We start from the raw sequence: 15,920 nt of genomic DNA, 5'->3' as shown, positions 1-15,920 counted from the left end.
CCTAAACCATGAATATCAATTTAGAATCTGCAGAACAACACGCAGTGCAAGCTTATAGTGATAACAAAATTCAGATTAATTCCATTGTTTATGAACACAGTTTAATTGTTTCTAAAACAGAAATCATTAGTGATCTCTCAATCAAAGACATTGAAGAAATTGATGCACACTATATGAACTTATTAACGCAATTTAAACCGGAAATTATCATCATTGGTCATGAACATACCGGAAAACTGCTCCCTCTGTCAATTATGAACCAACTGACACAGCAACGAATAGGTATAGAATGCATGTCTGTAGGTGCAGCATGTCGTACTTATAATGTGTTATTGAGTGAACATCGTGCGGTAGTTGCAGGATTTATTTTTAAATAGAAGTATAAATGCAGATTGTAGCCTGGGTGCAGCGCAGCGGAACCCGGGATTTCTGACATGAATGGGAGATCCTCAGGGATGGACCCCACGAGGTCCGTCCCCTTTTAACGATAGATTATAATTGTCTTCTTGCCTCAAGCACATTAGGAATTTGCTCTAATTTTGTTAATAATCGAGATAGACTATTTAGACCATCAACATCTACAGTTAATGTAATGTAGGCCATGTTTTCCTGTTTATTACTTTGCGTTTGCAGGGCATAGACATGTGCTTTTTCATTAGCAAGTAACGAAGTGACATCTTTTAAAAGTTCAGAACGGTCAAAAGCCTTGATTAAAATATCCACCACATAGTTTTCTCGTGTAGCACTACCCCAAGTGACTTGCAAGAAACGTTGTTTTTGTCGTTCACTCGCATGAATAATGTTAGGACAGTCTTGTCTATGTACTGATACGCCGCGTCCTATAGTGATGTAGCCAATCACCGGATCACCTGGGACCGGTTGGCAGCATCGAGCCATAAAGGTTAATAGGTTACCGACCCCTTCAATACGTAGATCACTGCCTGTAATTTCCGGTTTTGCCTGAGATCTAACAAATCGTTCAAGATTAAGCTCTGAAGTAGACGGCGGGGCAAGCTTACTGACAATTTGCCCTATCTTAATATCACCACGTCCAAGATTTGCATACAGATCATCAAGCTTTTTGAAATGCAACGCCGCGGTAACTTCATTAAGCTTATCGGATTTTATCCCTAAAGATTTTAATTCTTTGTCTAATAATTCTCGTCCATCCTGAATGTTTCGATCATAATCTTGCATTTTAAACCAATGCAATACCTTGGCCTTAGCTCGTGATGTTTTGAGATAATTTAAGTGGGGGTTAATCCAATCACGAGAAGGTTTAATTTCCTTTCCAGTCAAAACCTCTACCTTATCTCCTGTTTTTAGTTGATAAGTCAGCGGTACGATATGACCATTGATACGGGCACCACGACATCGATGTCCTAAATCACTGTGTACGTGATATGCAAAATCTAAAGGTGTTACACCTTGAGGTAAGTCGAGAACATCCCCATCAGGAGTAAAAACATAAACTCTATCTTCAAGGAACTCTGTGGTTGTGCTTTCAGGAACACCCTTATTACTTGCCATTTCCCGGTGCCAAGCCAATACATCTCGTAACCATTCAATTTTACGCTCATGGCTTTGTTTCTGTTTAAAACCACCTTCTTTATATTTCCAATGTGCGGCGACCCCCATTTCTGCCAAATCATGCATAAGAAATGTTCTTATTTGTACTTCAAAAACTCTACCTTCGGGTCCTTTAACTGCTGTATGCAAAGATTGATAACCATTTGCTTTAGGATTGATAATATAATCATCAAATTCAGCAGGAATTTGTTTCCAAAGTGTATGTACCATACCTAAAACTTCATAACACTGTGGCTTGGTATCAACAAGGACACGCACCGCTGTAGCATCATAAATTTCATCAAGCGATACATTCTTACGCGTCATTTTTTTATAAATACTATGAATGTGTTTTGAACGCCCGTAAACAGCAAAATGATCTATTCCACTTGCTTTAATCTGTTCATTCAGCTGGGCAACAATAGTATTAACAAAGTTATCCCGCTCTAATCGTTTGGATTTTAAACCTTTGGCAATCGCTTTATAATCTTCAGGATGTAGATGGCGAAAAGCCAAATCCTCCATTTCCCATTTAATCGCCCCTATCCCCAGCCTGTTTGCTAGTGGAGCATAAATTTCCATTGCCTCTGTAGCTAATTGTTTGCGTAACTCTTCTGATAAATGAGTGGCAGTTCTTAAAACGCACAAACGTTCAGCAAGCTTAATTAATACAGCCCGAACATCATCCACCATAGCCAATAACATTTTTCGAATATTATCGATCTGTTGCTTATTTTGTGGGTATTTATTTAATCCCTGAAAACTGTGCATGGCACTCATGCGCTCGATGCCCTTCACGAGTTTCGCAATATTAGGGCCTAATTGCTCCGCAACATCATCAATAGACAGATCTGCATAATGCACATTTTCAAAAATAATCGCGGCTGCCAGTGTTTCTGGGTCGACCTCAAGATCTGCAAGCAAATCAGCCATAATCAACCCTTGTTGCAAACAAGATTGGCCTGTTTCTGTAGCGTGCTCTTGGCCTGCAAGCTGACTTAGAGTGCATGCACTACGTATGAGTTCAAGATTCTCCAAATAACCCTTTGCGCCTAACTGATGAAGCCATAAATCGACATCTATGCTTCCGTCTTCGCATAATGGAACAGTATCTTTTACTCTAACCATGAGTTTTATCCTTTTTCAAATAACGCTATCGACTCAACATGGGCAGTATGAGGAAACATATCCATTACTCCTGCTTTTATCAACGTATAGCCTTTTTGATTGACTAATATATCTGTATCTCGTGCTAATGTTACGGGATTACACGATACATAAACAATACGCTCTGGATTTAGTGCATCAATTTGTTTCACAATTTCAAGCGCGCCTGATCGAGGCGGGTCAATTAATACTTTATTGCAAGGTTGCTGAACCAGTTTCTTTACTTCATTAACATCATCCAAATTTGCAGCATAAAAATCTACATTTTGAATATGGTTTAATTTTGCATTCATATATGCTCTTTCAACCATAGTCTTACTACCTTCAACACCCAGTACTTTGGCACAAAATTGAGCCATTGGAAGTGAAAAATTTCCCAACCCACAAAATAAGTCTAGCACTATATCTGTACTTTTTAAGTCCATTAGTTGAATTGCTTGCGATACCATGGAGCGATTTAATGCAGAATTAACTTGTGTAAAATCGGTTGGATGAAATGAAAAAGTAATTTGATAATCTGGTAATTTGTACGTTAGATACTCACTGGAGTTAGGTGGAAAAAAACAATAAACAGTGTCAGGCCCACCGGGTTGCAGAAAAATTTTATATTGGTAGTCTTTCGCAAATTTTTGAATTTCTAATTCATCATCAGGATTTAAAGGAGTTAAATTCCGGAAAATAAGTGCGACTTCCTCGTCGCCTGCAGCAACCTCGATTTGTGCAATACAATGTTTGTCTTGCATCGAATCAATTAGTTGTCTTAATGGAATAATATCCGCATCAAGTTTTGCATTTAAAACAGGACATTGGGTAATCTCTGTAATGTATCGAGGGTTATTACGCTCTCTAAATCCCACCATAGAGGCTTGCTTTTTCTCAACATAACGTACGCTTAATCGTGCTTTATTTCTGTAATTCCAATAGCCAGAAACTAAAGGTAATAACACAGTTTGTGGTTTGGTATGCCCATAACGTGATAACAAATCCAACAATTGCTCCTGTTTAAAATGAATTTGTTCTTCTTCACTCATATGTTGTAATGAGCAACCGCCACACATTGAATAATGAGGGCACTTAGGTTCTACCCGTAAGGAAGATGGCTTAAGTACCTTAAGTAAGAGACCTTCATCAAAATCTTTTTTAATTCTCTTATATTGAAACTCTACGAGTTCACCTGGCAAAGCACCTTGAATAAAAGTTGCCTTACCTTGAATGCGTGCAATGCCTTTTCCATCATGGCTTAAATTATCGATTGGAGCAGTTTGTGGGGTAGGATTTTGTTTGGATTTTGCTCTTCTCATGAAAATATTCTCAACAAAAAAACTTTAAATTAATCTGAAAACCAGTTGCAATCGTTATGGAATGATTGCATTTTTAAGATTTAGAGAGTACCACATGCGATTTATATTTGTCATGGAAATTTGTCGCGGCAAGATTCATGATGTACAAATTAACACCACTTCTATGCCGCACAGGAAGTAAAGTAGTATCTTTGCCTATTATTAACTAACTCATATTTTTTTGTTACTCCTCATCCGATTAAATGATTTCTTACATCGCATCATTGTGTGATTTTAAAGCATCTTTAAAATGAGCTTATTTATCAAGTAATTCATAGCCCTATTCACAATGTTATCCACAGTTTTTGTGGATAAATCATAGGTCATTATATTTATGCTTAAAAATGATAATACCGCTCTGTACAAGAGTTGTATAATTTTTTAGTAAAAAAACAAAAAGGGAATATTGATTTTTAAAAAAAGTTATCCACAGGATGGGGAAATTTAAGGTTCTACAAAGTTGGTCGTATATATTAACTAAAGAAAAATTTTAAAAACAGTCTTGACAGATGATTTTTATAAATTTTTTAATTGTATTTCAGCTTTTCATGTGTAATTTCTTTTTCAATACAATTGCATCTTCAACACTACTACCTTCAGCATAGTAACCCGGTTTAATTTCTACTTGTTCAAATCCCATGCTCTCATAGAGGTGTAAGGCTGCTTTATTGCTAGGTCTTACTTCAAGAATAGTATAATCAATATGCTGTAATTCAGTTAGGGAATGAAGTATTTGTTGCAAAAATTGGCGTCCATATCCTTTCGATTGAAAAGGTCTTGCAATGCAGAAATTTAAAATATGACAGCAATTGTTACTGTGTCGAGAAATAATATAACCACCGACCAATAGGTTATTTCCTTCATCCATTTCGAATACACGACAATCATATCCTACGCGTACACAGTCTCTTAAAATATCTCTACTCCAAGGAGCTATATGAACATTTTTTTCAATAGCATAAACTGCATCAATATCTGATTCAGTCATGCGTCGAATCTTGAATGTCATCCCTGTTGCTCCTAAAAATATGTAGCCTGCACCCAGGCTACATATTACTCTCAATCATTATTATTCAGTATTTTTTTTCTTTTTTGGCAAATAAAGATCCGTTATCGTTCCTTCAAACGCCTCTGCAGCTTGAGCAATAGTTTCTGAAAGTGTCGGATGAGGATGTATTGTTAGGGCAATATCTTCAACATCACAACACATTTCAATAGCTAATGATGTCTCAGCGATTAAATCACCTGCATTAATCCCCACTATTCCTGCGCCTAATATTCGATTAGAATCTGGACAAAATAACAATTTAGTCATTCCTTCCTCTCGCCCCATACTGAGAGCACGACCACTCGCAGCCCAAGGAAATGTAGCTTTTTCATAACGAATATTTTTTTCTTTAGCTTCTTTTTCAGTTAAACCCGTCCAAGCAATCTCTGGATCGGTATAAGCAACGCTGGCAATACATTTGGGATCAAAATAATGTTTTTTGCCTGCAATAACTTCTGCAGCAACTTTACCTTCAGGAATTGCTTTATGCGCTAACATTGGTTGTCCAACGACATCACCAATAGCAAAGATATGCGACACATTCGTTCTTTGTTGATTATCTACTTTAATAAAACCTCGTTCATCAACTTTTACCCCAGCTTTTTCTGCATCAATTGCCCCACCATTGGGTTTTCTACCAACTGAAACAAGAACTTGTTGGAAGCAAAGGGGTTTGTCCGTTGCATGTTCGCCTTCCATAGAAACATAGATACCGTCTTTTTTTGCTTCTACAGCTGTTACTTTGGTTTTCAAAAGGCATTTGACTCCTTTCGTCTGCAAGCGTTTTTGCAAAACATTAACCAAATCTAAATCTGCGCCTGGAATCAATTGATCCATAAACTCAACTACGGTTACATCAACACCTAGAGCTGAATAAACTGTGGCCATTTCCAGACCAATAATGCCTCCACCCAAAACCAATAAATTGCCTTTAATATCAGCCAGCTCTAACGCACCTGTTGAACTAAAAATACGTTTGTCTTCAGGAATAAAGGGTAAATTGATGGATTCAGAACCTACAGCAATGATTGCATTTTCGAACTCAACGTCAACTGAACCATCTTTAGTAGCAACAGTTATTTGATGTGAACCTGAAAACTTACCTACCCCAGTAACTACTTCAACCTTACGTTGTTTTGATAGGGCTTTTAAACCACCTGTTAATTTGGAAACAACTGAGTTTTTCCATGCAACAATTTTTTTATTATCCAGTTTGGGTTTGCCAAAGCTAACACCCTGATCAGACATTTCATGAGCTTCTTCAACAACTTTTGCAATGTGCAGCAATGCCTTAGAAGGGATACAGCCCACATTTAAACAAACACCACCTAGTGAATCATAACGTTCCACCAAAACTACTTTTTTTCCTAAGTCCGCTGCTCTAAACGCCGCTGTGTATCCACCAGGGCCACTTCCTAATACAACGACATCTGTCTTTATTTTATTAGCCATTTACAAGCCTCTTTAATTAGATATTATAAAAAAAACTACAATAAAATTCGTCTTATATCGCTTAAGCAATCACAAATAAAACGAGTAAAACGCGCTGCTTCAGCACCATCAATAACTCGATGATCATAGGATAGAGACAACGGCAACATTAACCTTGGTTGAAACGAGCCATTTTGATATACAGGTTTTATTTCAGAACGAGACAACCCAAGGATCGCTACTTCAGGACTATTCACTATGGGTGTAAATGATGTGCCACCAATTCCTCCTAGACTGGAAATAGTAAAACATCCACCGTTCATATCTGCTGGCATTAAACCTTTATCTCGTGCTTTGGTGCTTAAGCGCGTCATTTCGATTGCAATTTCAGCAACGCTTAACGTGTCGACGTTTTTTATTACTGGAACAACCAAACCATTTGGTGTTTCTACGGCAATTCCTACATTGCAATATTTTTTATAAACAAGATTAGCACCTGTAGCATCTAAAGATGCATTAAATTGAGGAAATGTTTTTAATGCTTTGCTTACTACAGCACAAACAAATGCAAGCAACGTGAGCTTATAACCTTTTTCTTTTGCATGCTCTGCTTCAGATTTTCTGAATGCCTCCACATCTGTAATGTCTGCTGAATCAAATTGTGTTACATGAGGTATTGTAATCCATGAGCGATGCACATTAACCCCAGTAAGTCTTTTAATTTTATTGAGTGGCTTCGTTTCGATTTCACCAAACTGGCTAAAATCAATTACTGGATTAGGTGGTATACCTAATGCTCCAGAGCCTGGTTGTTCATTTAGACGTGCTTTCACAAAAGCCTGTATGTCTTCTTTAGTAATACGTTCTTTACGACCAGTTCCTGCAACTTCTGCTAAATTGACCCCAAGTTCTCGAGCCATTCGTCTTACAGCAGGACCAGCAGCGACTACTCTTGTCGATTCGACTGTACTGGCAAGAACAGGTTTAGATGAAAGCTCTTCTTTTTTATGTTCGTTTTCATCTGATTTCGAGGGCTTAAGAGCATTTACCTGCTCTGATTTGCTTACAGTTGATTCACTTTTCTCTACTTCAGACCCACCTTCTACAGTAGCTAAAAGAATCACATCGCCTTCTGATACCTTATCACCAACCTTTACGCTCAGCTTTGTAACCTTTCCTGCCACAGGTGAAGGGATATCCATGCTGGCTTTTTCCGATTCCAAAGTAATAAGCGGGGTATCAACTTCAATTTGATCGCCTACTTGTACCATAATCTCGATCACATCGACTTTTGTTGCACCACCAATATCGGGTATCTTAATCTCTTTTACTCGTTCTGATTTTTTTTCTTGCTCAACTTGAGGTTTATCTTCTGCTTTTTTTGTTGTGTCGCTTTTAGGAGTCTCTGGCTCACTTTTTTTCTCAGTTTCTGATTTATATTCAACAGTGGCTAAAAGAATTACGTCTCCTTCAGAAACCTTATCTCCTACTTTAACTTTCAGTTTTGTGATTTTTCCTGCAACAGGAGAAGGAATTTCCATGCTGGCTTTATCTGATTCCAAAGTAATAAGTGGTGTATCAACTTCGATTTGATCCCCAACATGAACCATAATTTCAATCACATCAACTTGAGTAGCTCCACCAATATCAGGAATCTTAACTTCTATTTCGTTTGACATATCTTTCCTCAAAAGGTTGCCAATATATTCAAGCTACGATCCACAGGAAGCAGACATGAATAAATGTTTATCTGCTTCCTTAGCATCTTTACTTGAGTTACCAAGGCTACTGTATATTTCAATTCTAATGATTAACCGGATTCAATTTATCAGGATTAATGTTATAGCGCTTCATTGCATCCACAACTTTGGATTTATCAATGCTTCCTTCAGCAACTAAAGCGTTTAATGCTGCCAAAACTATAAATTTAGCATCTACTTCAAAGAAATGACGTAAACGCTCGCGAGTATCACTTCTTCCATAACCATCTGTACCTAGTGTTACAAAATGATTAGGTACAAAAGGTCTAATCTGATCCGCATAAATTCTTATATAATCTGTTGCAGCAATTACAGGTCCAACTCGTCCTTCTAATTGCGTTGTGACATAGCTTTTTAATTTTTTTGCATCAGGATGCATTGCATTGTGCCGCTCCACTGCTAATCCATCTCGTCTTAATTCATTAAAACTGGTCACACTCCAAATATCCGAAGTTACAGAATAATCTTCTTTTAACATCTTCGCGGCTTCAATCACCTCGCGCAATATGGTACCACTCCCCATTAATTGCACATGCTGTTTGGATTTTTTCTTGCTTTCTTGTAATAAATACATTCCTTTAATAATGCCTTCTTCAACACCTTTTGGCATATCAGGATGTATATAGTTTTCATTCATTACAGAGATATAATAAAAAATATTTTCTTGTTTTTCATACATGCGATACAAGCCGTTTTGAATGATCACTGCAAGCTCATAAGCAAAGGTAGGATCATAAGAAACACAATTCGGAATTGTTGATGCATATAAATGGCTATGTCCGTCTTGATGTTGCAATCCCTCACCCGCAAGAGTAGTTCGACCAGCAGTACCGCCGAGCAGAAATCCCCTGGCCTGCATATCACCGGCAGCCCATGCTAAATCGCCAACACGCTGAAACCCAAACATGGAGTAGTAAATATAAAATGGGATCATGGCTAATTTATTGGAGCTGTATGAGGTTGCTGCAGCTATCCAGGAACAAAAAGCACCTGCTTCATTAATTCCTTCCTCTAGAATTTGTCCGTCTTTAGCTTCACGATAAAACATGACTTGTTCATGATCTACAGGCGTATAAAGTTGTCCAACCGGGGAATAAATACCAATTTGTCTAAATAAACCTTCCATACCAAATGTTCTACACTCATCAGGAACAATTGGAACAATGCGCGAACTAATCTCTTTATTTTTTAACAATGCTGAAAGAATTCGTACAAAAGCCATTGTTGTTGAAATTTCTCGATCCCCTAAGCCTTTTGTAACTGAGGAAAAATCAGTTAAAGGAGGCGCTTTGAGGGGTTCAACTTTTGTTGAACGTGATGGCAAATAGCCACCTAACTCTTCTCGGTGCTTTTTGATGTATTTAATCTCAGGACTATCATCTGCAGGTTTATAAAATGGGATGTCAGCAATTTGTTCATCACTGATAGGGATACTAAACCTGTCTCTAAAAGCTTTCAATTGATCAACAGTCATCTTTTTTTGCTGGTGGGTTATATTTTGTCCTTCTCCAGCAGCTCCCATACCATAGCCTTTAATTGTTTTAGCTAAAATAACAGTTGGCGAGCCTTTATGCTCTACAGCTTTAGCATAAGCTGCATAAACTTTTTGTGGATCATGCCCACCTCGATTCAATCTCCATATTTCATCATCAGTATAGTTTTCAACCATTTTCTTTAATTCAGGATATTGATTAAAGAAATGTTGTCTTACATAGGCGCCATCATTTGCTTTATATGCTTGGTAATCACCATCAACACATTCTTCCATACGTTTTATTAACCAGCCATCTTTATCGCGCTCAAACAATGGATCCCAGCGACCACCCCAAATGACTTTAATTACATTCCAACCTGCTCCACGGAATAAACCTTCGAGCTCTTGAATAATTTTGCCATTACCACGTACAGGACCATCAAGTCTCTGTAAATTACAATTTACAACAAAAATAAGATTATCGAGCTTTTCACGAGCAGCAATACTTAAAGCACCCACTGACTCGGGTTCATCCATTTCACCATCGCCCAGAAAGGCCCATACTTTCCTATCCTCATTATGGATAAGCCCTCTATTTTCTAAATATTTTAAAAAACGCGCTTGATAAATAGCTTGCAAAGGTCCTAATCCCATAGATACAGTGGGGAATTGCCAAAATTCGCTCATCAACCAAGGATGAGGATAGGAGGATAAACCATCAACTTCTACTTCTTGCCTGAATTTACTTAATTGCTCTTCTGTCAATCGCCCTTCAAGGAAGGCTCGTGCATAAATCCCAGGAGAAGAGTGGCCCTGAATATAAATTAAATCACCACCATGCTCACCATTTGGTCCTTTAAAAAAATAATTAAAGCCTGTTTCATACAAGGTAGATGATGAAGCATAGGAGGCAATATGTCCCCCGAGTTCAGGAGCATATTTTCCTGCACGCAGCACCATTGCCACAGCATTCCAACGAATCAATGCACTAATACGTTTGCCAAGACCTTCATCGGGCGGCATTTGCTTTTCTTCATACGTCTTAATTGTATTTCTGTAAGGTGTATGAATTGAACTTGTTAAATTGACCCCTTCCGAATTTGCTTTATTAAGAAGTTGTTTTAAAAGAAAAGCGCCTCGTTCAGGACCATCGTTGATTAATACAGCTTGCAGGGCATCCAGCCATTCACGCGTTTCTATAGGATCCAAATCTAAATTAGTTTCATTTGCCATGAAAGTGTTCCCCGAAATCTATTAAACACAATAAGGTACAGCTTGCAATTCTTTTGGAATTATACCAGCGCAACCTTTCTTACAAATTGCCAAATCTAATACGCAATCACATGTTACTTTGCGGCATTGTAGTGGATCGCGGTAAGAATTCAACTCACGCATCACTTTTTTGCCTTCGACTCTTCGCTCATACACGTATTTAGCATAATTTTTTTCTGCCATTCTTTGAGCTTTATAGGAGCAATTTGGGCAGTTATCAACACAACTTTGTCTGCAAAATTCAAAGTGCTGCATGCAAGTCATATTGCATCGTGCCTCTGCTTGAGCTTTAAGTTCATTTTGCTTTAATGCTTGGCAACCACAAAGCCCTAATATTATAGTGCAATAAATGACGCGCAAAAACGAATTCATATAGATAGCATCCGAATAAATAATTAAGCAGATTGAGCCGTCAGCTCAACACCAATCTCAACCGTCAATTAAAACTAAAGCCAAGGAATTAAGGTAAATAACGCAATAAAAACCAACATGACGATAATTGCATGTTCAACTAAACCTTCAGCTACAGTCATGGGAACTTCTTCAGTCTCATTTGTTCTTACTGCGAGTAATCCACACTCACGTAACATACTACTATTCAAATCGGGTTTAGCAAGAAAGTACCTGGCAAATGAAGAAAAACCGCGTTGAAAATTCCCCACAAGTAAAAAAAGCAATGTAGTTAATCGCGCAGGAATCCATTCAAGTAAATCAGTGACTTCATTTGCTTGCTCACCAATGGAATCAAAGTCACGACACAGAGTGATCAGACGATAAGCCAAAGCAACTATAGGTCCAGCAATGATGTACCAAAAAACAAGAGAAAACAGCTGTCTATTAACTAAGATAAAATAGTCGCCTAAGAGCTCTTGATTATCTTTAGTATCTGATTGAGATATTGGATAAAAGACATTTTGAGGACCAAGACAATAAAAGAAAATGATTAAACTTAAAAGAAATCCCATCAATCCAAAAACTACATGATGCAATAATAAATATATTATCAATACAAGCACTACAATAGGCATTGCTATCAATGCTAAAAGCACCCAAGGATTAGAAAACATACTGTGCTTATTGGCAAAGCCTTTTATTTTTTGGTAATAATCAGGAAACCAATAGAATCGTTGATAGGACATAGTGTGAATCAAGAAACGTTCACTTAATAAACACAATAATATAACTAATAATTTCATTATTTAATCCTTACGCATTTTATCAGAGAATGCTATGGGGGTTGGGTACTTCAAAACAACAAAGTATGATGAAACAATAAAAGTCAAAATAGTAGTCGCTTGAATTAAATTAGATGCTTTGTCCGAAATAAGCTTGGTGCTCAAAGCGATGCTGGCAACAAGTAATGAAAACTCGCTTGCTTGCCCCAATCGGATACCTACCTCCTTTGAAACTTGTTTCTTTTCACCAGATTTTCCAAGAAGTAAATAAAATAATACTGGTTTAAACAATAAAACTAAGCCAGATAAAATAAGTGCAGGAATGATTACTTCGAGTACTAATCCAAAGTTAAAAGTTGCCCCGATCGAAAAGAAAAACATAACTAGGAAAAAGTCTCTTAAAGGTTTTAAACTTTCTGCAATATAAAGAGAAATAGGACTTGCTGCTAAGGCTACCCCAGCAATAAACGCACCAATATCTTCTGAAAGACCTATTTTTTGTGCAAGAACAGACAAACCAAGACACCATCCAATCGATAACAGAAATACATATTCTTGAGTTCTATCAAAACGAGCCAGTAACCGAATCAAAACATATCGTTCAACAGCAAATGCAAACAGCCATAGTGCAGGTAAATCAATACCCACTAAAATGATATCATCGATTGAGAAACCACCTGTTTGCTGCGCACCATTAATTAAGATCAGCACAATAATTGCAATAACGTCTTGCATTAACAACACGCTAATCATTACCTCACCAGTATGCTGGTGGTGTAAGATGGTTGTTGGTAATAATTTCAAGCCAATAATAGTACTTGAAAACATCATTGAACAACCTAAAATCCATGATTCAGTCACAGTTAAACCAAAAAATCGACCAATCCAATAAGCTGTTACAGCAAAAAGAACTGAACTAATTAAAGCAATCCATGTAACCTTCTTTAACATATGTATAAGATTTTGCGGCTGCAAATGTAATCCAAGCAGAAATAATAGAAAAACAATTCCAACATCACCAATCTGCTTGACAATGCTTACATCAGATACAAGCTTTAAACCCCATGGTCCAAACACTGCACCAAGAAGAATATAAGCAACCAACAAAGATTGTTTGGTATAAAGAACCACCGTTGATAATAACGCAGCACCTGCAAAAATTAAGAAAATAGTATAAAATACAGAGCCGTCGTGCATTGATTAAGTACCTCAATATTAATAAATCAACCTAAGAAAATTTGTAGCCCGGGTGCAGCGTAGCGGAACCCGGGATAAAGAAGTCAACTCATGCTCAAAATCCCGGGTTCCGCTACGCTGCACCCGGGCTACATCTCTACAATCTCATTACCACAGCAATTCTAATGTCCTGAAAATTTAACGCAATAATTTTATCTATTAATCCATTAATTAGCTATCAATAATTTTATTGTCAATTAAATTAAAACTGAAAAAGATCCAGTAACTCCATTAAGGACCAATTTATGCTTTAAACTGTCTGCCATATTTTTTGAACCAAATGGCCCTACTCTTACAATATAGTGTTGTTTATAGTGCTCAATATAAACTGGGGAAGGAGTAAGGCGAGTTAATTTTTCTTTTAAACGTTTTGCTAAGACTTCGGTTGAAAAAGCGCCTGCTTGTAGATAATAATGCGCTTTTCCGGCAGGCCCCGCTAATGTTTCAATTTCAACAGGAGCTGTTCCCCTGGGAAATACACCAAGTTTTAAAGCTGCAGCATAAGACAAGTCGATAATCCTATCAGAGTGAAAAGGACCACGATCATTTACTTTAACTACAGCTTCCTTTCCATTATTCAAATTTTTAACTTTTACATAAGTAGGTAAAGGTAGGGTCTTATGTGCAGCGGACATGACATACATATCATAAGGCTCGCCACTTGACGTTCTTTGCTTGTGAAATTTTGTTCCATACCAGGAAGCAATCCCACGTGTTTTATAACCAGTTGAACTCCTCATTACTTTATATGAGCGTCCATCAACAGAATATTCAGTTGGATTACCATATCGACTTAAAGGTTCTTTTGTTGGGACAGGCTCTTTAAAACTGACCTGTTTCAATTTAGAGGGAGCTCCATCTTGAAGTTGCGTGTATCGATTTGTTTTATTTTTGTAACGATTATAAACGGAATTATTCGTATTTTTAGATGCTTGTCGGGTAGACTGTCTAGTTCCTGAATCAAGAGACTGATTTGTAGTTTGACAGCCTATTAGCAGAATAGTCACAACAATAAGTATCTTTCGCATTTTTTCCATTTTTTATAATTATTTTCTGGCTAATATACAGAAATATCATCTGATTTCGAAGACTTATTTTAGTTTGAAAAAAAATTCATTATTTTTCATCTCTATTTTGTTGCCTTCAAAAGGCTGTGATACTATATTCTCATTTTTGTATTTGGACTAGTAAACAACATGACAAGAACAACGTCTATTCTATTAACAACGCTATTTCTCATTACCTTATTTGTGCAGTCAACCAACTCAATAGCAGATGAAGGTTCATTACCAACAAAACCTACTGCAGACTTGGAAAGACCTTCTCCAACAGTAAACAATAAGCCCTTAGTTACTCCTGCTCCTCCAATTCTTAATGCAAAAGCTTATATATTGATCGATGTAAACAGCGGCAAAATCATTGCTGAAAAAAACAGTGAAGAGCGTTTACCTCCAGCCAGTTTAACTAAGATGATGACTTTATATGTCATATCGAATGCATTGCATCATGAGCAAATCCACCTCACTGATAATGTACGTGTAAGTCGCGATGCTTGGAAAATAGGTGGTTCTCGCATGTTTATCAAGGAAGGCCAACAAGTTCCTGTTGAAGACCTACTGAAGGGGATTATTGTTGACTCAGGAAATGATGCATGTGTTGCAATGGCAGAGCATGTTGGTGGTACAGAGAATTCATTCACTGATCTTATGAATCAGCAAGCCCAAAACCTTGGAATGAAAAACAGCCATTTTACTGACAGTACGGGCCTACCTGATCCTAACTTGTATACTACTGCGAAAGATTTAGCGATTCTTGGTAGAGCATTAGTTATCGATTTTCCACAATACTATGACTGGTACAAGCAAAAATGGTTTACCTATAATGGCATTCGCCAACCCAATAGAAATCGCTTATTATGGCGCGATAATCAAGTAGATGGTATAAAAACTGGTCATACGAATGATGCTGGATTCTGTCTGGTCTCTTCTGCTAAACGTGACAACATGCGTTTACTGGCAGTAGTTCTTGGAGAACCTAGCGATTCTTCTCGGGCAGATGATAGTGAAAAATTATTAAATTATGGATTCAGATTTTTTGAAACTCACCAACTTTACAAATCAGGTCAATCTATTACCGAACTTCCTCTTTATAAGGGTAAAGTAGATAAAGTTACTGTAGGATTAAATGAAGATCAATTTATCACTATTCCTACTGGTCAATATCAACGTCTAAATATTGCAACCAAAGTTCCTACTTACCTTGTAGCTCCAATTAAAAAAGGTGATAAAATAGGTGACCTGGTGGTTCAATTTGATAATAATACCGTCTCAACCCGACCTCTCTATGCATTACAAGATGTTGAATCAGGTGGTTTTTATACTCGAACCAAAGATTCTATTCGTTTAGCCTTCAAACGTTGGTTTGGCTCCTAAAGATCTATAGGATTTG

The 15,920-nt window shown here is 37.3% G+C and carries 12 protein-coding genes; 2 read left to right on the top strand and 10 right to left on the bottom strand.

Features of this window, described 5'->3' with window-relative positions:
• The first annotated feature begins 8 nt into the window (after positions 1–8).
• Positions 9–377, top strand: a complete 369-nt coding sequence (locus Lstg_RS10140; RefSeq protein ID WP_058477543.1) for an Mth938-like domain-containing protein — start codon at positions 9–11, stop codon at positions 375–377.
• A 115-nt stretch (positions 378–492) separates the two neighbouring features.
• Here the strand turns inward: Lstg_RS10140 and relA are convergent, their stop codons facing one another.
• From relA to Lstg_RS10090, 10 genes are all read right to left on the bottom strand, one after another.
• The gene (gene relA / locus Lstg_RS10135) at positions 493–2,697 is read right to left on the bottom strand and encodes a GTP diphosphokinase (protein ID WP_058477542.1); all 2,205 of its coding nucleotides are present in this window, start codon (positions 2,695–2,697) and stop codon (positions 493–495) included.
• A 5-nt stretch (positions 2,698–2,702) separates the two neighbouring features.
• A complete protein-coding gene (gene rlmD, locus Lstg_RS10130; protein WP_058477541.1) occupies positions 2,703–4,037 on the bottom strand; it encodes a 23S rRNA (uracil(1939)-C(5))-methyltransferase RlmD in 1,335 nt (444 codons plus the stop codon).
• A gap of 577 nt (positions 4,038–4,614) precedes the next feature.
• Positions 4,615–5,085, bottom strand: a complete 471-nt coding sequence (rimI, locus tag Lstg_RS10125; RefSeq protein ID WP_058477540.1) for a ribosomal protein S18-alanine N-acetyltransferase — start codon at positions 5,083–5,085, stop codon at positions 4,615–4,617.
• 60 nt (positions 5,086–5,145) lie between these two features.
• Positions 5,146–6,576: a dihydrolipoyl dehydrogenase gene (lpdA, locus tag Lstg_RS10120; RefSeq protein WP_058477539.1), complete on the bottom strand. Its 1,431-nt coding sequence runs from the start codon at positions 6,574–6,576 to the stop codon at positions 5,146–5,148.
• A 35-nt stretch (positions 6,577–6,611) separates the two neighbouring features.
• Positions 6,612–8,234: a dihydrolipoyllysine-residue acetyltransferase gene (gene aceF / locus Lstg_RS10115; RefSeq protein ID WP_058477538.1), complete on the bottom strand. Its 1,623-nt coding sequence runs from the start codon at positions 8,232–8,234 to the stop codon at positions 6,612–6,614.
• A gap of 124 nt (positions 8,235–8,358) precedes the next feature.
• Positions 8,359–11,022: a pyruvate dehydrogenase (acetyl-transferring), homodimeric type gene (aceE, locus tag Lstg_RS10110; protein WP_058477537.1), complete on the bottom strand. Its 2,664-nt coding sequence runs from the start codon at positions 11,020–11,022 to the stop codon at positions 8,359–8,361.
• Between the two features lie 21 nt (positions 11,023–11,043).
• A complete protein-coding gene (locus Lstg_RS10105) occupies positions 11,044–11,433 on the bottom strand; it encodes a hypothetical protein (RefSeq protein WP_058477536.1) in 390 nt (129 codons plus the stop codon).
• Positions 11,434–11,507: 74 nt separating this feature from the next.
• Positions 11,508–12,257 carry a hypothetical protein gene (locus tag Lstg_RS10100; protein WP_058477535.1) on the bottom strand — a complete coding sequence of 250 codons (750 nt, stop codon included), beginning with the start codon at positions 12,255–12,257 and terminating at the stop codon, positions 11,508–11,510.
• A gap of 3 nt (positions 12,258–12,260) precedes the next feature.
• A complete protein-coding gene (locus tag Lstg_RS10095) occupies positions 12,261–13,433 on the bottom strand; it encodes a cation:proton antiporter (protein ID WP_058477534.1) in 1,173 nt (390 codons plus the stop codon).
• 236 nt (positions 13,434–13,669) lie between these two features.
• A complete protein-coding gene (locus Lstg_RS10090) occupies positions 13,670–14,500 on the bottom strand; it encodes a septal ring lytic transglycosylase RlpA family protein (protein ID WP_058477533.1) in 831 nt (276 codons plus the stop codon).
• Positions 14,501–14,668: 168 nt separating this feature from the next.
• Here Lstg_RS10090 and Lstg_RS10085 point away from each other — a divergent pair, with 168 nt between their 5' ends.
• Positions 14,669–15,904 carry a D-alanyl-D-alanine carboxypeptidase family protein gene (locus Lstg_RS10085; RefSeq protein WP_058477532.1) on the top strand — a complete coding sequence of 412 codons (1,236 nt, stop codon included), beginning with the start codon at positions 14,669–14,671 and terminating at the stop codon, positions 15,902–15,904.
• Positions 15,905–15,920: the final 16 nt, after the last annotated feature.

Origin of the sequence: Legionella steigerwaltii (assembly GCF_001468065.1) — a bacterium.
Lineage (GTDB): Bacteria > Pseudomonadota > Gammaproteobacteria > Legionellales > Legionellaceae > Legionella > Legionella steigerwaltii.
The sequence above is the reverse complement of the archived record's forward strand: the minus strand, read 5'-3'. Positions and strand labels throughout refer to the sequence as shown.

Bases quoted from the DNA above. Each gene is read 5' to 3' on its own strand.
- Lstg_RS10140 (WP_058477543.1), top strand. From the start codon at position 9: ATGAATATCAATTTAGAATCTGCAGAACAACACGCAGTGCAAGCTTAT.
- relA (WP_058477542.1), bottom strand. From the start codon at position 2,697: ATGGTTAGAGTAAAAGATACTGTTCCATTATGCGAAGACGGAAGCATA.
- rlmD (WP_058477541.1), bottom strand. From the start codon at position 4,037: ATGAGAAGAGCAAAATCCAAACAAAATCCTACCCCACAAACTGCTCCA.
- rimI (WP_058477540.1), bottom strand. From the start codon at position 5,085: ATGACATTCAAGATTCGACGCATGACTGAATCAGATATTGATGCAGTT.
- lpdA (WP_058477539.1), bottom strand. From the start codon at position 6,576: ATGGCTAATAAAATAAAGACAGATGTCGTTGTATTAGGAAGTGGCCCT.
- aceF (WP_058477538.1), bottom strand. From the start codon at position 8,234: ATGTCAAACGAAATAGAAGTTAAGATTCCTGATATTGGTGGAGCTACT.
- aceE (WP_058477537.1), bottom strand. From the start codon at position 11,022: ATGGCAAATGAAACTAATTTAGATTTGGATCCTATAGAAACGCGTGAA.
- Lstg_RS10105 (WP_058477536.1), bottom strand. From the start codon at position 11,433: ATGAATTCGTTTTTGCGCGTCATTTATTGCACTATAATATTAGGGCTT.
- Lstg_RS10100 (WP_058477535.1), bottom strand. From the start codon at position 12,257: ATGAAATTATTAGTTATATTATTGTGTTTATTAAGTGAACGTTTCTTG.
- Lstg_RS10095 (WP_058477534.1), bottom strand. From the start codon at position 13,433: ATGCACGACGGCTCTGTATTTTATACTATTTTCTTAATTTTTGCAGGT.
- Lstg_RS10090 (WP_058477533.1), bottom strand. From the start codon at position 14,500: ATGCGAAAGATACTTATTGTTGTGACTATTCTGCTAATAGGCTGTCAA.
- Lstg_RS10085 (WP_058477532.1), top strand. From the start codon at position 14,669: ATGACAAGAACAACGTCTATTCTATTAACAACGCTATTTCTCATTACC.